14 protein-coding genes are annotated in these 20,612 nt (G+C 60.9%); 12 read left to right on the forward strand and 2 right to left on the reverse strand.

Annotation, left to right across the window (positions count from 1 at the left end; translation table 11 throughout):
• The first annotated feature begins 6 nt into the window (after positions 1–6).
• From purM to ACKUUJ_RS02085, 5 genes are all read left to right on the forward strand, one after another.
• Positions 7–1,110: a phosphoribosylformylglycinamidine cyclo-ligase gene (gene purM / locus ACKUUJ_RS02065; RefSeq protein ID WP_195361672.1), complete on the forward strand. Its 1,104-nt coding sequence runs from the start codon at positions 7–9 to the stop codon at positions 1,108–1,110.
• Entirely contained in the window at positions 1,100–1,801 is a 702-nt protein-coding gene (gene purN, locus ACKUUJ_RS02070; protein ID WP_195361671.1) for a phosphoribosylglycinamide formyltransferase, read from the forward strand. Before purM ends, purN begins: the two co-directional genes overlap by 11 nt.
• A 152-nt stretch (positions 1,802–1,953) precedes the next feature.
• Positions 1,954–2,418: a PTS sugar transporter subunit IIA gene (locus ACKUUJ_RS02075; protein WP_409064493.1), complete on the forward strand. Its 465-nt coding sequence runs from the start codon at positions 1,954–1,956 to the stop codon at positions 2,416–2,418.
• A 187-nt stretch (positions 2,419–2,605) separates the two neighbouring features.
• Positions 2,606–3,826, forward strand: a complete 1,221-nt coding sequence (locus ACKUUJ_RS02080; RefSeq protein ID WP_409064494.1) for a peptidylprolyl isomerase — start codon at positions 2,606–2,608, stop codon at positions 3,824–3,826.
• Positions 3,827–3,880: 54 nt separating this feature from the next.
• A complete protein-coding gene (locus ACKUUJ_RS02085; protein ID WP_006235801.1) occupies positions 3,881–4,324 on the forward strand; it encodes a GatB/YqeY domain-containing protein in 444 nt (147 codons plus the stop codon).
• 427 nt (positions 4,325–4,751) lie between these two features.
• Here ACKUUJ_RS02085 and ACKUUJ_RS02090 read toward each other — a convergent pair whose 3' ends face one another.
• A complete protein-coding gene (locus ACKUUJ_RS02090) occupies positions 4,752–5,873 on the reverse strand; it encodes an IS110 family transposase (protein WP_349089033.1) in 1,122 nt (373 codons plus the stop codon).
• A gap of 341 nt (positions 5,874–6,214) precedes the next feature.
• On the opposite strand from ACKUUJ_RS02090, the gene ACKUUJ_RS02095 reads away from it, so the two are divergent.
• Genes ACKUUJ_RS02095 through ACKUUJ_RS02115 form a run of 5 tightly spaced genes read left to right on the forward strand, consistent with a single transcriptional unit; the run spans position 6,215 to position 9,916 of the window.
• Positions 6,215–6,946 carry an amino acid ABC transporter ATP-binding protein gene (locus ACKUUJ_RS02095; protein WP_022094215.1) on the forward strand — a complete coding sequence of 244 codons (732 nt, stop codon included), beginning with the start codon at positions 6,215–6,217 and terminating at the stop codon, positions 6,944–6,946.
• Positions 6,947–6,954: 8 nt separating this feature from the next.
• Entirely contained in the window at positions 6,955–7,830 is an 876-nt protein-coding gene (locus ACKUUJ_RS02100; RefSeq protein WP_390396310.1) for a transporter substrate-binding domain-containing protein, read from the forward strand.
• 25 nt (positions 7,831–7,855) lie between these two features.
• Positions 7,856–8,602 (forward strand): amino acid ABC transporter permease, encoded by a 747-nt coding sequence (locus ACKUUJ_RS02105; protein WP_035136546.1) that lies wholly within the window; start codon positions 7,856–7,858, stop codon positions 8,600–8,602.
• A gap of 3 nt (positions 8,603–8,605) precedes the next feature.
• Positions 8,606–9,244 carry an amino acid ABC transporter permease gene (locus ACKUUJ_RS02110; protein WP_006235796.1) on the forward strand — a complete coding sequence of 213 codons (639 nt, stop codon included), beginning with the start codon at positions 8,606–8,608 and terminating at the stop codon, positions 9,242–9,244.
• Between the two features lie 48 nt (positions 9,245–9,292).
• Positions 9,293–9,916 carry an AAA family ATPase gene (locus tag ACKUUJ_RS02115; RefSeq protein WP_117759545.1) on the forward strand — a complete coding sequence of 208 codons (624 nt, stop codon included), beginning with the start codon at positions 9,293–9,295 and terminating at the stop codon, positions 9,914–9,916.
• Positions 9,917–9,968: 52 nt separating this feature from the next.
• Here ACKUUJ_RS02115 and ACKUUJ_RS02120 read toward each other — a convergent pair whose 3' ends face one another.
• The gene (locus ACKUUJ_RS02120; protein WP_409064495.1) at positions 9,969–11,372 is read right to left on the reverse strand and encodes a helix-turn-helix transcriptional regulator; all 1,404 of its coding nucleotides are present in this window, start codon (positions 11,370–11,372) and stop codon (positions 9,969–9,971) included.
• 226 nt (positions 11,373–11,598) lie between these two features.
• Between ACKUUJ_RS02120 and ACKUUJ_RS02125 the strand changes: the two genes are divergently transcribed.
• Positions 11,599–13,557: an LPXTG cell wall anchor domain-containing protein gene (locus ACKUUJ_RS02125; protein WP_409064496.1), complete on the forward strand. Its 1,959-nt coding sequence runs from the start codon at positions 11,599–11,601 to the stop codon at positions 13,555–13,557.
• Between the two features lie 336 nt (positions 13,558–13,893).
• A complete protein-coding gene (locus ACKUUJ_RS02130) occupies positions 13,894–20,496 on the forward strand; it encodes a leucine-rich repeat protein (RefSeq protein ID WP_409064497.1) in 6,603 nt (2,200 codons plus the stop codon).
• Positions 20,497–20,612 lie beyond the last annotated feature (116 nt).

A 20,612-nucleotide genomic window follows, 5' to 3' on the forward strand; every position in this document is an offset into this window, starting at 1 on the left:
GCTCAGATGAGCGACAGCAAGCATGTGACGTATGAGGATGCCGGCGTCGATACCGCTGAGGGCGGCCGCGCCGTCGACGCTATTAAGCAAATGGTTAAGGACACCAACCGTCCCGAGGTCATCGGCGGCATCGGTGGCTTCGGTGGCTTATTCTCGGCCGCCGCGCTTAAGGATATGGAAGACCCGATTCTGATTAGCGGTACCGACGGCGTGGGCACCAAGCTCGTGCTCGCCCAGATCATGGACCGTCACGAGACGGTGGGCCAGGACCTGGTCGCCATGTGCGTCAACGACATTTTGGCTTCGGGCGCCGAGCCGCTGTTCTTCCTGGACTACGTTGCCATCGGCCACATCGAGGCCGAGCACATGGCAAAGATCATCAAGGGCGTGGCCGACGGCTGCAAGCTCGCGGGCTGCGCGCTCGTGGGCGGCGAGATGGCCGAGCACCCGGGCGTCATGGCTCCGGCCGACTACGACCTTGCCGGCTTTACCGTGGGCGTCGTCGACCGTCCCAAGATGCTCGACCCCGCAAACGTCCGCCCGGGCGATGTGATCCTGGGCCTGCCTTCCACCGGCGTGCACTCCAACGGCTACTCGCTCGTGCGCAAGGTCATCGGCGTCGACGGCATTAAGCCGGGTACGCCCGAGGCCGCCGCTAAGGCCGAGGAGCTGAGCCGTCCGCTCGAGGAGCTCGGTGGCGCTTCGCTGGCTGACGCCCTGCTGGCCCCCACGCGCATCTACGTCAAGCCGGTTCTTGAGCTGCTCCGCGGCGGCGCTCCAGTGCACGCCATCGCCCACATCACTGGCGGCGGTATTACCGAGAACCTCAACCGCGCGCTTGCCGACGACGTTGACGCCGTGGTCACCCGTAACGGTGCCGAGATGGGCTGGGATGTTCCGCCCGTCATCACCTACGTGTCGCGCCAGGCCGAGCTCGCGCCCAACGAGGCATGCAAGACCTTCAACATGGGCGTCGGCCTGTGCCTGATCGTCGCTCCCGAGGACGAGGCCGCGGTGACCGAGGCCCTGGTCGCGCTGGGCGAGAAGCCGTTCCGCGTGGGCGAGTGCGTCGAGGGTTCCGGTAAGGTCGTGTACTCCGATGAGCGCTAACGAGCAGATGGCTGCCGCCAAGGGCCTGGACTTTGTGTCCTATACCCGTCCGACCGGCACCGATACGGCCGAGCCGCTCAAAATCGGCGTGCTCATCAGCGGTTCGGGTACCAACCTGCAGGCGTTGATCGACCTGATCGCCGCCGGCAAGCTCAACGCTTCGATTGAGCTTGTGGTGTCGAGCCGTCCTTCGGCTAAGGGTTTGCAGCGCGCTGAGCGCGCGGGCATCCAGACGCTCACGCTGTCCAAGGATGTCTACGCCGACCCTATTGCCGCCGACGAGATCATCGCGCACGAGCTGCTCGAACGCGGCTGCGAGTATGTGGTCATGGCCGGCTACATGCGCATGGTGCACACGCCGCTGCTGGCGGCGTTTCCCAACCGCGTGGTCAACTTGCATCCGGCGCTGCTGCCGAGCTTTACCGGCGCGCATGCGATCGACGATGCCTTTGCGCGCGGCGTCAAGGTAACTGGCGTGACCGTGCATTTCGCCAACGAGATCTACGACAACGGCCCCATCATCGCCCAGCGCGCGCTGGCTGTCGAGGAGGGCTGGGACGTCGACACGCTCGAGGAGCATATCCACGCGATTGAGCACGTGCTGTATCCCGAGGTAGTTCAGATGCTCGCCGACGGCCGCGTCCACGTGCTGGAGAGCGGCAAGGTGGCAATTGACGCGCCTCGCGGCTAGCGGCGCACAGTACAATTTAGCTGAGTGGTCAGGGTGGTCATTGGCGCCAAGGCGTGCGTGGCCACCTTTTGTTTTGGGTAGTCATCGGGGACGTTCTTGAATGACTGGTCGTTTAAGAACGTCGCAGGTGACTAGGTGAGAGAGGTGAGCGCATGGCGGATAACGAAGCGCTGTTTACGCCCGAGCTGGTGTTTTTTGATTGGGAGTGCGCGACGCCGGATGAGGTGTTTGCTCGGCTCGAGGACGAGCTTGCACCTCGCGGTTACATTGCGCCCGGTTGGCTCGATGCCGTCCGCACGCGCGAGGATGCCTATCCCACGGGTCTTGCCATGCCGGCGGCCAACATCGCCATCCCGCACACCGATCCCGGATTTGTGGCTAAGCCCTATATCGCGGTGGTAAAGCCCGCGGCGCCCGTGGTGTTCAGTGCAATGGCGGGCATGGGTGCCCCCGTGCCGGCGCAGATCATCATCAATCTGGGCATCGCCGAGCCGAGCGGCCAGGTCGAGGCCCTGCAATCGCTTATGAATATCTTTATGGATGCCGCCGCCGCAGCCGATGTGCTCGGCCAGACCACATGCCAGGGCATGGTCGACGCCATCCGTCGCCACTTTTAGGGCCGGCACTTGGGGACTGTCCCCAACTGCCGGCAGAAAAGGAATGTCCCTAACTGCCGACAGCCAGAAGAGCCCCCTTTGCACCAAAATGGTGCAGATTGACCTGTCCCCCATGCACCAGGTGTGTCGCGGGGTCCGCGTTGTGACACAATGGCGTTTGTTCGATTCGTGATGCGAAAGGCCAACTATGGCAAACAAGAAAAAGAACTCCGAGGCCGCGCCGACGCCCGAGCAGCAGGCTCGCGCTGCCTCCAGCTCTCGTAAGAAGCAGCGCAAGACGTACGTGTCTAAGACCGTCAAGATCGTCCTGGTGGTTATCGGCGTGCTGGCAATGCTGCTTTCCGTCTCGGCCATGGCATGCTCCGGTCTCATGTCGCAGGCAGAGGATACCTCGAGCTACAAGCTTACCGGCGGTGTCGCCGCCACCATCAACGGCACCAACCTCACCGAGGACACCGTGACCAAGCAGATCATGAGCATGCGCACGTCCTACGGTTACACCAAGGACAAGGACTGGGCGCAGTATCTGGTCGACAACGACCTGACGCCCAAAAAGTACCGCAAGCAGCTCATCGATTCCTACACGCAGCAGATTCTGCTCCAGCAGGCGCAGAAGGAAAACGGCGTGACGGTGTCGGACGAGGAGGTCGAGAAGGCATGGAAGGACGCGTGCAAGAGCGCGGGCGGTGCCAAGGCCTTTAAGAAGACCCTTAAGACCTACGGCTATACCGAGGACACCTACAAGGACTCGCTCAAGGAGAACCTGGCACAGCAAAAGCTTAAGGACGCCGTGGCGCCCACCAGTAAGCCCAAGGACAGTGAGATCGTCGATTACATCAACGAGAACCTGTCTAACTACAACGATGCCCGCCGCTCGTCGAACATCCTGATCAAGGTTGATTCCGACGCATCTGACGAGGACAAGGCCGCCGCCAAGGCCAAGGCGCAGGAGTGCCTGGACAAAATCAACTCCGGCGAACTGAGCTTTGAGGACGCCGTGAAGCAGTATTCCGATGACACCGGCTCCAAGGAGAAGAAGGGCGATGTGGGCTGGGACAAGCTCACCACCTTCGTCGACAGCTACCAGGCGGCGCTCGAGGGACTAAACAAGGGCGATGTGAGCGACGTCGTCGAGTCGACCTATGGTTATCACATCATCAAGTGCACCGACTACTTCCATGTCGATAGCCAGGTCGATGACATTAAGCAGGTGCCCAAGGACATCAAGAAGTACATCTCCAACGTGGTGAAGACGCAGGCGGCCAGCACTGCATACAGCGAGTGGCTGGAGCAGTACAAGAAGGACGCCGACATTACCGTCAACCCCATGCCCAAGGACGTACCCTATAACGTGAGTCTAAAGGGCGTCACCAAGAGTTCGACCGACGATTCGTCGACGACTAAGTAATCATGGGGCGGCGCTCGTGCGAGTGCCGACCGCACTATTGAGGAGGATTTGCAGATGACCAACGAAGAACTGCAGAAGGAAATGATTGCGGCCATGAAGGCCAAGGACAAGGTTCGCCTGTCTATCATTCGCCAGGTCAAGGCCGAGGTGAAGAATATCGAGGTTAACGAGCGCCGCGACGTGACCGAGGAAGACGTCAACAGCATGATCAAGCGTCTGATTAAGCAGACGAGCGAGACGCTGGAGATGTCCATTAAGGCCGGTACCGACCAGGAGCGTACCGACAACCTGACCGAGCAGGTCAAGATCCTGGAGAGCCTGCTGCCCGCGCAGGTTTCGGGCGAGGAGCTCGAGGCTCTGATCGAGCAGGTCATCGCTGAGCTGGGCGCCACGTCCAAGAAGCAGATGGGCCAGGTCATGGGAGCACTCGGCAAGGCCACCGGTGGCAATTTCGATAAGCCTGCCGCGGCAAAGATCGTCGGCGCCAAACTTGCGTAATTTGTTACGCGGTTTTACCAAACCGCGTAACGGCTCGACGCTGCAAACCCGTACACGCGGCAATCTGACGTTCAGCTTCGGCGGCATGACCAGAAGGTCAATGCCTCCTCGCTTCAAGGCACCTTGCTCGCTCTGGCGGGCTTTCGCTCATATGACCCAATCCGCTGTCAAGAGCCACAATGGCCCCGCCGACCGCTTGCAATCGGTCGGCGGGGCCTGCCGTTGAACCCGTCCCGGTCCGCCCCCGGCATGTCGTCGACGCCTTCGGCTCAGTCTCATATCCGCGGATACCGTTCTGTCGGCCCGCACTCCGTTCCTTCGGCGGGGTTCCCCAAGTCTGTCGAGGCGCATGCGGAGGGCTCCGCGCGCACAGCGAAATAGGGGGTATCCCCGAAGGCCGCCCGGCTCGCCGGGACGGGGGCTATGTCTATTCCGCGCCCTCCCGGCACATCATGCCGAGGGCCCAGAGCCACCTCACGAGCTCGGCCGCGGTGGCCGCGTTGGCCTTCGCCGCGGGCACGCCGCGGGCGAGCATCTCCTTGCGCCGCCGCAGGAGCCGCTCGGACCCCTTCCTCCCGTGCATCCTTATCTCGAGGGGCACGCCCGTGTCCCTTGGCATGAGCTTCGGCTGGTGCCGTGCCGCGGCGTAGCACCATGAACCCTCAACGGCCAGCTTCCTCACGAGCGCGTTGCCCGCACCGCTGATGCCTCCGAGCCGCACGGAGTCGCCACTCGACCTCTGACTCGGCGCGAGGCCGAAATAGGCCGTGACCTGCCTTCCGGAACGGAACCTCGTGAAGTCGCCGACCTCGGCCGAGAAGGCTGCGGCCAGCGCGAAGGCGCAGCCCTTGATCGACTGGAGGGCGGCCACCTCCGCGGCGATCGGGCTGGCATCCACGGCGGCCCTGTACTCGGAGAGCAGGTCCGCCCGGGCCTCCGCCGCGGCCTCGACCTCGTTCCTCAGGGCGGCGAGCGTCCGAACCCCGCCATCGTCCTCCGGCCTGACCTTGTCGAGCCACCTCAGGAAGTCGTAGGTCCAGTACTTCCTCGGGTTGCCGGCGGGCGTGGTGCCGCCGTAGACGAACCCTCGCTTTGCGAGGAAGGCGAGCAGCCGCTGCTTGGCGGTCGCCAGGCGCGCGGTCGCCCCGTCGTAGGCGCCGGCGAGGTCCCTGATGCCTTCGACCTCGGGGGAGGGGATCCATACGGGGGAGATGTCGTGGGCGAGTATCGCCTTGGCCATCCTGGCGGCGTCGTTCCTGTCGTTCTTGGAGGCCGAGTCGGCGGCCGACCTGGGGATCTTCGAGACCGCGGCGACGACGCACTCGACGCCGAGCCCGGCGAGCTCCCTTTGCGGGGCGAAGCCGAGGTAGCCGCTCTCGTAGGCCGCGAGCGACGGCCCGGGGAACCCATCCATCCACCCGGCGATCTCGCCCCAGGGGTTGCCGGGGAACCTCCTCGTCACGGCCTCGCCGGTGTCCGCGTCGAGGGCGCAGACGGTGGTCGACCTCAGGTGGACGTCCATCCCGAACGCGGTAGAATACTTTGGCATGGGAGCCTCCCAACCTCGTTGCGGCGCGGCTGCGCCTATGGCACTTCAACATCATTGTCGCAGCCCCGACCCGCGGTCACGAGCGGGGGCTCCTATCTTTTTAGTGCCCTCGGATTGGGTCATAGTGTCTGACTTATGCTCAACAAGGGCGGTTGTATTATTTTGGCGCTCATTGGGGACAGACTTAAATGAGTGCCCAATGAGCGGGTACTCATTTAAGCCTGTCCCCAATGAGTGGGTGGAAGGTTGCGGGTTCTTTACGGGAATGTAGTGTGGGCTGCGGAAACGTGGTTCTTTCCGTACAATAGTTCAACTCGTGTAAACGCAGGGAAGGGACATTCATGGCAGACATGATCGAGATCAAGCATCTCAACAAGTACTTTGGCGACCTGCATGTGCTCAAAGATATCAATCTCACCGTCAAGCGCGGCGAGAAGCTCGTAATGATCGGGCCTTCCGGTTCGGGTAAGTCGACGCTCATCCGTTGCGTCGATTATCTGGAGGAGCCCACATCGGGCGAGGTCGTCATCGACGGTACGCCGCTCACCAAAAAGAATCACCTGGAGATGGCTCGCAAGTATAGTTCCATGGTGTTCCAGCAGTTCAACCTGTATCCCAACATGACGGTGCTGGGCAACCTGACGCTCGCGCCCATCAAGCTGCAAAAGAAGAGCAAGGAGGAGGCGACCGAGATCGCCATCGCCGCGCTCAAGCGCGTCGGCATGGCGCATAAGGCCGGCGAGTATCCGCAGAATCTCTCGGGCGGTCAGCAGCAGCGCATCGCCATCGCCCGTGCCCTGTGCACCAAGCAGCCCATCATCCTGTTTGACGAGCCGACCTCGGCGCTCGACCCCGAGATGGTCCAGGAGGTTCTGGACGTTATGATTGAGCTCGCGCAGGAGGACATCACCATGATCTGCGTGACGCACGAGATGGGCTTTGCGCGCCAGGTGGCCGACCGCGTCATCTTTATGGAGGACGGCCGCATCCTGGAGGAGGGCACGCCCGAGCACTTCTTCGATAACCCCGAGAACCCGCGCTGCCGTGAGTTCCTGTCCAAGATTCTGCACTAGGCGCGGTGATGGACATGACGGATATGACGAGGGCGGCCGTGTCGCGCCGTCACTTTTTGCAGCTGGCTGGCGCCAGCATGCTTGCGCTGACGGGGACCGCGCTTACCGGTTGCGGCAACTCCACCAGCGGCGAGGGCTCCGACAAGGGCTCTAAGCTTGTGGCCATCAAGTCGCGTGGCCATCTGAATGCCGGCGTTAAGAAGGACGTTCCCGGCTATGGCTATTACGACACCGCCAAGGGTCGCTTTGAGGGCATGGAAGTCGATTTGTGCTACCAGATCGCCGCTGCCGTCTTTGGCGTGAGCTATAAGGAGGCCCGCGCCCAGGAGCTTGTCGAGTTTACCGACGTAACGCCCAAGACACGCGGTCCGCTGATCGATAACGGCCAACTCGACGTGGTCGCTGCGACCTACACCATCACCGACGAGCGCAAGAAGAGCTGGGATTTCTCGACGCCGTACCGCACCGACTACGTGGGACTCATGGTCAAGAAGCGTTCGGGCTTTACCTCGATTGAGGACCTGGACGGCAAGATCATCGGCGTGAGCCAGGGTGCTACCACGCAGGGTCTGATCGAGCAGATGATCAAGGACAACGGCTTTAGCTGCAAGCCCGAGTTTAGGGCCTTTAGCGGCTACCCCATCATCAAGAGTTCGCTCGACGCCGGCAATATCGACGTTTTTGCCATGGACCGCTCCACGCTGGCCGGTTACATGAACGAGACCGTTGAGCTGTTGCAGCCCGAGGTCAAGTTTGGCGAGCAAGGCTACGGCGTGGCGACCAAGAAGGGCTGCGACCTTTCGGCCGTGGTCGATCAGGTGATTTGCGATCGCCTGGCCGATGGCTGGCTCGACCAAGAGGTCAAGACCTGGGGTCTTGTATAGGCGCATCGTCCAAGGAAGGAATCAAATGCTCGAAGGATTATTTGACGCCGACCGTTGGTCGACGACATTTCAAAACATGGGGCCCTTCTGGGAGGGCTTTGGCGTGACGCTGCAAGTGGTCGTTGCCGGTCTGCTGCTGTCGCTGGTGCTGGGCACGCTGCTGGGCGTGTTCTCTACCACTCGCTCGCGCGTGCTGCGCGCCATAAGCCGCGTGTACGTGGAGTTTTACCAGAACACCCCGTTGCCCGTGCAGGTGCTCTTTATGTACATGGCCGGTCCGCAGTTTTTGCAGGCCATAACCGGTGCCGACCAGCCGGTGCGCATCGCGCCGTTCGTGCTGGGCTTCTTGGGTGTGGGCCTGTATCACGCGGCCTACATTTCGGAGGTCATCCGCACTGGTATCGAGGCGGTTCCGCGCGGTCAGATGGAGGCGGCCCAGAGCCAGGGCTTTACCCGTGCGCAGGCGTACTGGTACATCGTGCTGCCCCAGACGTTCAAGATCATTCTGCCGCCGCTGTGTAACCAGGCGCTCAACCTGGTCAAGAACACGTCGGTGCTGGCGCTCGTGGCCGGCGGCGACCTTATGTACCGTTCCGACAACTTTGTGAGTCTGTACGGTTACCTGCAGGGATACATCGTCTGCTGCCTTATGTACTTCATCATCTGCTTTCCGCTCGCCATGCTGGTGCAGTGGCTCGAGCGCCGCTCCAAGGAGCGCCCGCGCGGCGTGAGCCTGGCCGAGCTGGGGCTCGACAACGTAGAGGAGGCCTAGCGCATGGAAATCTTCAACGCGACCAACCTGCTCTACATTTGGGGCGGCTTTGTTAAGACGATCGAGATCTCGGCGCTGTCGATCTTTTTCTCGCTCATCTTTGGCACGGTGCTGGCGCTTGTTAAGAGCTATGCGCCCCGCCCGTTCCGTATTTTGGTGAGCGCCTATATCGAGCTGTTCCGCTGCACGCCAAACCTGCTGTGGATTCTGTTTATCTACTTTACGGTGCAGGGTTTGGACATTGTGATTTCGACCATCGCCTTTACGCTGTTTACCAGCGCTGTTATGGCTGAGATTGTGCGCGGCGGCCTCAACTCGATTCCGCGCGGCCAGTTTGAGGCGGCGCAGAGCCAGGGCTTCGGCTTCTTTGCCACCATGCGCTACATCATTCTGCCGCAGACATTTAAGACGATCATTCCGGCGCTGTTTAGCCAGTGCACGACCGTCATCAAGGACAGCTCGTATCTTTCGGGCATTAACGTGGCCGAGCTCATGTACACGGCAAACGTCGTGATGGCCCACGCGATCGACCTGTCGCAGGTGCTTATGCTCTACGGCCTGGTGTTTGCGATGTACTTTGTGCTCAACTTTGGTATCTCGCTGCTGGTTCGCGCATATCAGAGGCGAATGGTGGCAGCGTAGAATGTGGCAAAGGGACAGCCCCTTTGCCACATAGAGAAAGGAATCGCGATGAGCGATCTGGAGAACAAGAAGAATCCTGTGGTCATTACCATCGCGCGCGACTTTGGCGCCGAGGGCCACGAGATTGGTCGCATGCTTGCCGACGAGTTGGGGATTCCGCTGTACGACAACGAGCTGCTGGTGCGCGCGTCTCTGCGCGCGGGCGAGTCGCTCGATAAGATGGCCGCCTATGACGAACGTCTGGCCGTGGAGAACATGGCGTTCCTGCCTGACCGCTACGATGCGCGCTCGTACTCGGACAAGTTGTTCCAAAAGATGAGCCAGGTGATTTTGGATCTGGGCGAGACCGAGAGCTGCATTATTGAAGGTCGCCTGTCCGATTACCTGCTGCGTAACAACCCCAACCATATTGCCGTGTTGGTGACCGCACCCTTTGAGGACCGCGTCGAGATCGTGCGCAAGAAGCGTGGACTTAACAAAAAGAAGGGCGCCAAGCTGGTCAAGCAGCAGCAGAAGGCGCGCGAGGCGTTCTACAAGCGCTACAGCGCCGGAAAGTGGAAGATGACGAGCGGCAAAGACATCGTCGTCAACCGCGCCAAGTTGGGACGCGAGGGCTGTAAAGACGTTATCGCCGCCGCCTACCGCTACAAAGTGGCGCAACTCGAGGCTTAACCGACCAAAAACCACCACAAAGGGGACAGGCACCTTTGTGGTGGTTTTTGTTTTAGGCGGAGGGGAAGGCCTTGGTGAGACCGGCGCGCGTCTGCGTGTCGGTCTTTTGGTAGATAGAGCTCAGGTGGCGCTGCACCATGCGCATCGAGATACCGAGCTCCTCGGCGACCTGCTTGAGCGGGCGTTCATCCTGGGTCACGGCTATGAGCACGTCGACTTCGCGCGGGGTGAGAGCGTGGTTGGCGATGAAGGCCTGGCGTTGCTCCTCGATGGTGGGGGCGGCGAGTGCTTCTTCTGCCAGCTGCTCGCGCTCGCGCTCCTGCTCGGTTTGGGGCAGGCGGAACAGGCCCGCGGCTACAAACGCCACACTCGCCGCCACAAGCAGCATGAGCGCGCCGATCATGATGAGGGCGACATTGCCCGAGGTCACAAGTGCCAGCGAGATGCCCGACGTAGTGAACGCACACACGTTGTTGGCTGCGCGGCCCATGCCAGCCCACAGTGCGGGCGTATGCATGCGCGGCGCCAGCTGCGTAAACGTGGCGGTAAAGAACGTGACAAAAAAGCCCGAACTCAGATAAAAGACGACAAGGCCCAGGTTGGGGTCGGCGCCGGCTTCCACGGCCAAGATCGAGATGGTGGAAAGTGCCGTGACGCCGAGCATGATGAGACCCATGTAGCGACGTTCGGCAAGATCAAAGATAAGACCGGCGGCAAGGCCGCTTGCCGCCAAAAAGAGGCGCGGCCAGGTCTGTACGGCGATGGTGCCGTGGGCGTTGGAGAGCGTGACCACGTTGTCGAGGGTCGAGAACAAGCAGGCAAGAATCATGACGAGCGCGATGCTCCAACATGCCTGCTTGGCGAGGGCGTGTGAGGGCTCGGCAAAGGGGCTGACGGTGGGATTGGGACTCTCGGCAGCCTTTAGGGGAACGGCGCTGAGGGCGGGGATGGCGATAGTCACTGTGCCAAGGACGATGAGCTCTGCGATGCCGCCGCAATTGAGCAGGTTGACGGCGAACTGCATCAGGATGCCCGCGGCATAGGCCGCTCCCGCGCCGGTGGCGAGCTTGGGATCGTCTTGAAACGCCAGTGAAAAGGCGTAGTGCGTAGCGGCGCCCAACAGGCCGAGTCCGAGGAATGCGAGGCAGCCCAGAATCTCGAGGGCAAGCGGGCTCGTGGGGGACTGAATCTGAGTCAACCCCAAGATGGCGATGGGGACGGCGGCACTGACAACTGCCTGAGGCTGGCCTTTGTGCTGCGCGTGCTCAAGCAACGGAGCGTACCCGATAAAGCCGAGCACGCTCGCGCCCAGAATAAAGCCCTGTGCGAGCACAACGCGCTCGGCGCCGGCGAGTAGCCCGATATTGATATCGAAGCGAAACTCGGCGGCAAGGAAGGCGAAGGTGAAGAGCGCGAGCGCCAGAAGCGCGTTGATTTTAGACCTGCTCAGGTTCAAGGACGGTCCTTTGGGTGGACGAATAATCGTGTCCTCGATTGTAGCGTTCCCGGGACGAGTGTGGCGATGGCGAAATCATATTGAATTAAACCGCAGGTAGAGGCCTAGGTTCACATCTACGAACCTAGGCATACGGAGTCATTTGGCACATCTTGGTGGTACAGAACCACCGCAAAGGGGACAGGCACCTTTGTGGCGGTATGTCCCTACGACCAAGGAGGCCGTTATGAACGGAAGTCACTTCGATAAGCAAACTCAGCGTGAGCGCACCTGCTCGCTGGTTCACGGTACTTGGCGTTGTGTGGGTGCCAAAATCGCTTGCGCCGGCGCGTGTGCGCTTATGGTCGGTCAGTTGCTGCTGCCGAGCGTGGCGCTGTCGACGGAATGCGCCGATCCCGCCGCTGGGACGGATGAGGTTGCCGCGGCTCCGGTGACGCCGACGGTTGCGGAGGATGCGGCCGCAACGACCGCGCCTGCAACCGATGCTGCTCCGGCGGCGCAAGCCACCGCTGAGCCTCAGCAGACGGCCCCGACTGGCGCCACCGATGAATCCAACGATGCGGCACCCGCTGAACAAAATACTCCCAGCGACAACGCCGCCACGCCGGCAAACAACGCCATCATGCCCTGCGGTGTGACCGATGTTGTTGGCGGCAGCGACGTTAGGGTCAACACGACCGTGGTCCCCCACTATACGGACTGCGCGCTTCCGAGCAAGGTCACACTCAAAAAGGGCCAGCCGTATACCCACGATTTTCTCGATGTAGAGGGTGGCATTCCAGAAACGCTTGCGAGCGAAGTCGTCGAGGTTAAGTACTACAGGGCCGATGCCGCTTCGGGCATTCTGGTCGAAGTTCAGGATGCGTCCATGTCCGACGTGACGGCTCGCTTCGAACCCGTTGGCAATCACATGAGGCTGACGCTGACCTTTACGGGTGGCGCGGCAGGCGGCTCGTATCGACTCACGCGCAATGAGGCTCTCTATATTGGCACGGCACTGGAGTATACCGGAACTGACTATGAAGGCAGCTCGACTATCCTCAACGAAACCAGGTACGATTATTACCTCCGCTACGCCATCAATAGCGAAATTACGCTCGTTGCGTCAGAAAACGAAGCCCTCCATAACCTGAACGTCAACGACGTGAAGACCAACTACGCGCCCGGCGAGGCGCCCCGCGCGACCGCGACGATTCCCGCTGCTGACGCCGACAAGTACGAGATCGCCTACGAGTGCTGGGAGGAGATGGATGGCAGCGACCCCGCGGAGCTCACGCCCGTTGCCTTCTGGTATTCCGATCCCGCCAAGTATCCGACGGGCGCGAGGAGGATCGAACACTTCGAAGAGGGCAAGTTCTACATGTATTCCGTCGAGCTGAGGCTCAAGGGCGACAATACCGTGGGCAATGACTGCATGATGTACGTCAACGGCCATTGGACGCACCACATCAAGACCGTCAATGGCGTCTTCGCGCCAAACGCTGACAATATGCTGTGCGAGCAGCCGATCGACGAATGGCGGGCCATCGACGTTATAGAGATCAACGGCGCCACGACCACCTTCAGGGCGGGCGATAAGCCGGTCTTTACGGCGAATGTTCCGACGGGCTCCAACTCCCTTCCTCAGTGTGAGTACTGGACGGGTAGCGACGGCAGCGAAGTGAACTCTCAGAAGTTCTGGGATCAGAACATCACGAACCACATCGACGCCTTTAAACCTGGCGTGACCTATCGCTACGGTATCTACCTCAAGCCCGCGCGCGGATTCTACTTTACGCCCAACACCAAGCTGGTGATCAACGGCCAGGAGTGCGGCTACCAGATGGGCGAAGCGAGTGTAGTTGATCCCGAGAGCGGCTGTATCTTCACTCTGTGGCTCAACACCGATCTGACGTTTACGCCCGAGGCCACGCCGGCTCCGGTCGACCCCGAAAAGCCCGCGCCGCAGCCTGAGGTCAAGCCTGAGCCCAAGCCCGAGGTGAAGCCCGAGACCAAGCCCGCGGCTAAACCGGTCACGACAACCACCACGGCCAAGACGGTTGAGAAAACCACGCAGGCCAAGAAGGGCGATGCTGTCCTGGCTACCACGGGGGATACCACCGCGATGACGGTCGCCGCCCTAGGCATCGCCGGCGCAACCGTAGCCGCCGCCGGCATCGCCGCAACCAAGCGCCGCAAGCGTTAGGTTTTGGCGGCGGCGCCCATCCTCGGCTTTAGCAAAATCTCAATCTGTAACACCAAGCCAGTCAAAACGGCCCTAGATGTTACAGATTGAGATGAACCGAATGGCCGTCAATCTAATGTCTCGATCTGTAACACCAGGCGGGGAATTTGACCTCTAACTGTTACAGATCGAGACAAACTGGCCGGCCGAGTCCAGAACCACCGCAAAGGTGCCTGTCCCCTTTGCGGTGGTTTGCGCAGGTAGAACGGTAGGTTCGTATATATGAACCTACCGTTCGCTTTGTTTTTGAACAACGATTACGCTGGATGACTTTTGGTTTGCAGGAAAGGAACGACCATGAGGTGGGCTACTGCTCGAGCGCTTTGCCGACGGCTGACGGTTGCCACGGTGACCCTCGCGATGGTGACGGGTTCGTTTCCCGCGGGCGCGTTTGCTGAGGCCCTCAACACCGACGGCACTTTTGTGCAGACGGATAACGGCCAAGCAGCCGACGCCGCTCCCGCCGATTCGGCTGACGCCCAAACGTCAGACTCTGCTTCCGCCGACCCCGCGCCCGATGCCGGCGCCGCCGACCCCACAGTGCTCGATAGCGGTGATACCCCTACGCCCCCGCCCTCCGAGATTGCATCGGCGGCGGGCCTAACGGGCGCCGGGCAGACCGAGAGCACACCTGCGGGTACGCTCGCCACTGATCTTGTCGAGGGCAAGGAACTCGCCGAGCAGCAGAAGCAAGAGGAGGCTTCCGGTGCCGAGGCAACCTGGAACGAGGAACTTGGACTCTGGGCAACCTCGAAGGGCACTACGGGCGTAAAGGGTGAATACGACGATGGCTACGTGGCCGGCGAGCAGACCCCCGCGCAGTACTACTTCTCGATCGATAACCTCACCAACGAAATTTCTATCGAGTATGGCGACGCGGGCATTACCACGTTGGAGGTGCCCTCGACCATCGACGGCAAAAATGTCGTGAGTCTTAAGGGCATGGGAAACGTTGCGCTCACATCAATTACGTTTGCCCCCGATTCGCATATCTGCTCTGTGGGCGGTTTGGGCGGCAGCAGCATCAAGGAAATCGCACTGCCCGATTCGGTTGAGGAACTGGGCTGGAATGCGTTTACCGGAAGCAAGACGCTCCAGACGGTGACCTGGCCCAATAACGCGGCCTTTACCACGATTCCCGAGCAGGCCTTTGAGGGCTGCGAACAACTTGACGACAATGTGGTGGCAACGCTGCCGCCTTCGGTTAAGACTATCGACTATCGTGCCTTCGCCAATTGTGGCGTGCCGCAGTTCTATGTCTCGGACACAACGGTACTCACCTTTACGCAGATCAACGTGCCGGGCACGGTGGAGCGGATTGAGCGCTATGCCTTTGACGGGTGCTCCTTTGTGTCGTCGGTGACGATTGGCGATGGTGTCAAATCTATCGGGGCGCTCGCGTTCGCCTCTCTTGATCCTGCGATTGCCGGCAAAGAGATTGTGCTACCCAAAAGCGTGGAAATGATAGAGTGGGGAGCTTTTGAGAACACGAGATACGGAAACGAGACGAACCATAATGCCGTTGCCCTGCGCGTGATGAACCCCGATCTTCAGTTTGGTGAGGCGGGCTATCCGGGAGACTATAATGAGCGCGTGACAATCGATGGCGTAACGTATGCGATTCCCTTTGGTGAAGGCCAGACCATCTATGCCTATGCGACCGATTCGGCTGGCAACCCCTCGATGGTCAAAAGGCTTGCCGATGCCGTGGCCGATCGCAAGGACTCCGTCGATTCCTCGAAGCCTGCCTACACGTTTGAGTGGATGGGCGAGGCGACCCAGGTGACGGGCAAACTTCCCCAGAGCGCGACGGCTACACTCATGCAGGCGGGGCAGTCCACGCCGCTGGCGGTTGGCGATGACGGCAGCTTTACAGCGGACGCTCTCTCCAAGACAGCAGCCACCCTGCGCATTTCGCTCAGCGGTTACTATGACATGGTGCTGGCGCGCCCGGGCGACCAGATGACGGGCACATGGAATATCGGAGAGATTAAGGCTGAGAACTTTACCAAGATTCCGGCTTCGCGCGCGATTGAACTTAATGTGGCCTATCTCGAACCGGTCGCAGGCCAGGATAAGACCGAACGCATTGAGCTCGATAGTCTCGATAACATCGATCTGACGGTGAAGAGCGGCGGCAAGACGCTTAAGCCTGCCAAGGGTGACAAGGAAAACGACTTCCGTATCCAGGGCACAGCGCTCGTGGTGTCGCAGGCCATTGCCGACGCGGACCAGGATCTGGAGATAACGCTCGAGCCTAAAGACAGCCTCAAGCTGGGTGGGGCGACGGCGACGGCGAAGCCTTCGGCCGGCAAGGTCGATATCGACTTGAAACCCTGGGGCACGGCGACGGTCACGACCAAGGGCGACTACCAGGGCGCCAACCGCGTGCTGGTGTTCCGTACGTCCGACGGCAAGCTAGTCGCCGACGGCGTCACCTATTTGATGGGTTACGAAGACGATGGCACCACGCCTATCATGAAGGCCGAGACGCCGCGCCTTAAGGCCGGTTCGTACACCATCGTCGCCTTTAACAAGACGAGCTACGACATCCAAGCGACGAGCTATTCCACGTTTAGCCGCCTAGGGCTGACCGTGGGTAAGCATATCGCGCAAAAGCAGGTGAAGATTGAGGACGGCAAACAGCTCGACGTGACGCTCGACGTCCCCACGTTTGACGTGGAGACGTATCGTGCCGAGCGCGGGCTGACGGCGGGCTCGGTTATCGCTGATTCGTCCGCGGTCGTTGGCGCGGAGACCGAGCTGCGCATTCATTACGAGCTCAAGGACAGCCAGGCTGCCAAGATTGAGATTCCTCTGGCCAAGGATGCCGTCGAGGATGTGTCCGCAGGCGCTCGCGAAGCCGGCGCCAGCTCCGATGCCATGTGGGCTGCCACAACTTGGGAGGGCGACAACCTCGTTCTCGATATGAAGAAGAGTGCGGGCGCCGATGTGTTTGTGCGCTTTAAGCCTAAGGCCGCGGGCATCTATGCCGTCTCGCCGCTTATTACGCTGGGCGAGGTGACATTGCCGCTGGGAAGCATCACGCTTGAGGTTAGCGGATCGCGCATCGAGGTCGACAACACCGACGTTCACAGCCTGCTGGGCAATGTGGCCTACGTTTATGCAGCGCCGGGCAAGAGCGTGCAGCTCACCGTGGGGACGGGCTCGTCGGCTGCAAAGTACACCGGCAAGACCAATAAACTCGGCCGTGCCAAGATTGAATACGAACTGCCGCAGGATACGCTTGCCGCCGAGCGTGTGACGCTCGAAGCGCGCGTGGGCTCGACCGATGTCGCCGCCGCTGCCGCAGAGGTGACGGCTCGCAATTATGTGCGCTATGTTCCGGGTGCTTCGGTCTGGAACTTTGATGTGACGTATCGTGGCGGTACGCAAAACCTGGTCAAGGACGGCAAGGACACCGGCAAGGGCCTGTGGACCTTCCATCATCTGCCACAAAAGAAGAATGCCTACTGGACCTTTGACATCACGCTCGAGGTGGGAAACGAAGAGGCCGCCGACACGCTCGACCTGTACGTGGACTGCGTGGATGGCAAGACGGTGACGATTCCTCTGGCTCAAAAGTCGCGCGAGGGCACCCGCGTGCGCTATGCGGCGGAGTATGTGGACGAGGGTTACCTTAAGCTGCTTAATGAGTTTAACAAGGCGAATGACTCGACCTATGTGAACTGCGGCAACTTTGAGCAAATCTTTATGCCGCAGACCTACCGCATCTCCAATGCCCAGCTTATGACCATGCTGAGTTTTGACGCCAAAGCTTCGGCCAAAAAGCATTCCGCCGCGGCCGAGGAGCGCCAGCAGGAGTTCTCGAATGCCGTGCAGCAGTGGCACGAGTATATGATGGATAACTCGTTTAATGATGTCGACGAGGTCTTTAACGACGCGATTGACCAGATGGTCGCCGATGCGTTTGCCGAAGAGGACAAGGACGGTAAAGAGGACGAAGCCCAAGGTGGAGCTGCGTGTAAGGCTCGTCGCGCCCCTGCCGCCGGCGACGGCGAGGGTGATGGTGCTGGCAACGACGAGGCCGCGCAGTTTGCGGCTGAGCTCAAGGCCGCGGTCGGCGGGTCGTCGGCGCTGCTGACCCAGCAGGGCGACAGCTATGGCGTCAATGTGGACAAGATGATCTTTGAGGATGCTTACGGCACCAGCGAGGATTGGTATCAGGAACTCGCGGCGGCCCAGGGCGCGAACGCTGCGGATGCGGCCGCCATCAAGGAGCTCGTCGACCATGCATCGCGAGCGGAGTTTATTGCCCAGCAGGCCGAGGATCTGGTGGGCCAGTCGATGGGTATCGGCCAGCTCAACCAATACGGAAGCTGGAATGACGCAACCGCTGCGGCGCTCAACAAGTGTGCGGGCATTAAGGCCAGCGAGTACAACGGCCAGTCGACGAGCGGGTTTAACGATTTGGGCCAGGTGCTCGGCAGCTCGCTGAGCTACAAGGCGGCTGATGACGATACCGTCAAGGGCTTTAAGGTCGCCGCGCCCGATGGCGAGCAGACGGCCTATATCGAGTCGGAATTTATCGAGAACTCCAATAACAACAAGAACCAGGCGCTTCTGTTTAACTCGATCGCCATGCAGTGCGACATTCTGGACAACCTGTACGACAACTGGAATGTGGTCCATAGCCTCAACAACTCCAAGGTGCGCGGATGGCTCATGGCCTGGAAGCGCAACGGCGACGTGAGCGCCCATATGAAGCTCATCCGCACGATCCGTTCGCTCAAGAGCTATAAGATCGAATGCGAGATGTTCGGACAGGTCTTTAAGACCGATGCGTGGAAGGCGGCCGGCCAGGCATTTCCCGCGGCGACCCAGGGCATCGGCATCTTTACCGGCATTTACGGCGTGAACGATGCCAGCAAGAACTGGGAGAACGTGAACGTCCGTATGCAGAAGGTGAAGGGCGAGCGCGAGGGCTATGAGCTTCAGCACACGCGCTTGCTTGCCAAGCCCGAGAAGACCGAGGACGATTGGAAGTGCATTTACGCGCTGCGTGACGCCATGGAGAAGGCGCGTGCGTTTGAGGATCTGCTGTATCGCCAACTCTGCCACGACAGCACCGATGTGGCAGTGGGCTCCATTATGACAATCGCCGGCGTGTTGACGGCCGGTTCGGCGGGTACCGTGGTGGGCGCTGCCTATGACGCGGCTTCGACCAGCGTAGGTTCGGAGCGCGCGATTAAGCTGACCAATGCTGAATGCGCCTACGATGTTGCCTGCGAGCAGGTGGAGCGCGCGTGCCAGAATCGTATTACGGTCAACTGGGGCGAGCTGACCGATGCCGAGGTCTACAAGGCCAACAAGGACGGCTTGATCTCGGACGAGAAGATGCAGTCGATCTTCGAGGCGCGTTATCGCAATGTGGCTGCCAAGGCTGCACCCGACCCTGCGGGCGTGGTGTACGAGGGCCTGCTGTCCAATACGGTTGAAGGCGCGACGGTTGAGCTGTGGAGCGCCGACGATGCGGCCGGTACAAATGCAGTGCGTTGGGATGCCGAGGAGTATGAGCAGGACAATCCGCTTGCAACGGGTGCGGACGGTGCGTACAACTGGAATACGCCGACCGGCTGGTATCAGGTGCGCGTGACCAAGGACGGGTATGAGGAGGCGCGTTCGGCTTGGCTGCGCGTGCCGCCGATTCAGACTGAGGTGAACATTGGCTTGGTGTCGACGACGGCGCCCGAGGTGGCTTCGGCCCATGCCTATACCGATTGCATCGAGATTGAGTTTGCGCAGTATATGGATGCGAGCGACGATGCCCTGGTCGCATTGTGCGCGCAGGGCTTGGGCGACGCGACGTATACGTGGCTCGACAAACAGGACGATCCTAATGGCAAGCCGCTGTCGCGCGTGCTGCGTATTCGCTATGCCGATGCGCGTGAGGCGGGCTCGACGGTGGCGTTTGAGCTCGACGGTGCTCGCAACTACGCCGGCACGGCCATGGCGCGCTGGGCAAGTGGCGAGCTTGTCGTGGGCGTTCGTGCCGACAAGCTCAAGCTCAACGTGGAGCAGGCCGTGACCATGCTTGATGGCAGTGACTTTGAGCTGGTGGCGCACGTGACCGATAAGGCGGGTAAGCCGTTTGCGGGCGCAAAGGTTAGTGTTGGGCTGGAGTCCTCGGCTATCTGCTCTGTCGATGCCGCCCAGGCCGTGACGGGCGAGGACGGCGCGGCGACGTTTGTACTGCATGGTGCTCTGCCCGGTTTGACGACGTTGACGGCGGCGGTGGACGGTACGGCGCTGTCCAAGCAGGTCGACGTTCGCGTGTCTGCCGAGGCAGTGCGACCGGCGCGACCGGTGGCGACGATTGGTGCGACGACGTTTGGTGCATGGTCGCCCAAGGAGAACTACATTACGGTGCCCAAGGGCACGAAGCTGGAGCTTTCGGCCGAGGATGGCGCGACGATTTGGTACACCACCAACGACACCTGTCCCTGCCGTGACGAAGGCCGCGTAAAGTACATCGAGCCTATTGCGCTCGATAGCAACATGTATGTGCGCATTGCGGCACAGCGCCCTGGCATGTCATACAGTGAGTATTCCGAGCGTCTGAACATTACGATTACGGTGACCGATGAGGCGGCGCCTGAGCCGACGCCCGAGCCGGACCCGACGCCTGGCGACGGCGAGCAGGGCGGCGGTGCGGATGGCTCTGGCGGCACCGGGGTACCTGCGGGCGGCTCGGCTTCGACGACGACCACGGTGACGACGAACAAGTCCAAGGGTAAGGGCAAGAACGGCAAGAAGTCCGGTGGCACGGAGCTTGCCGGCACGGGTGACTCCGCCGCGATGACGGTCGCCGCCCTAGGCATCGCCGGTGCAACCGTTGCCGCTGCCGGTGTCGCCGCAACCAAGCGTCACAAGCGTTAGGGGTGGGTAGCGGCTCTCGTTCTCGGCCTCAGCAAAATCTCAATCTGTAACACCAAACTGCCCGAAACGGCTCCAGGTGTTACAGATTGAGACGAACTGTTCGGCCGCCAACCTAA

The organism is Collinsella sp. wc0583 (genome assembly GCF_046116915.1).
Classification (GTDB): Bacteria; Actinomycetota; Coriobacteriia; order Coriobacteriales; family Coriobacteriaceae; genus Collinsella.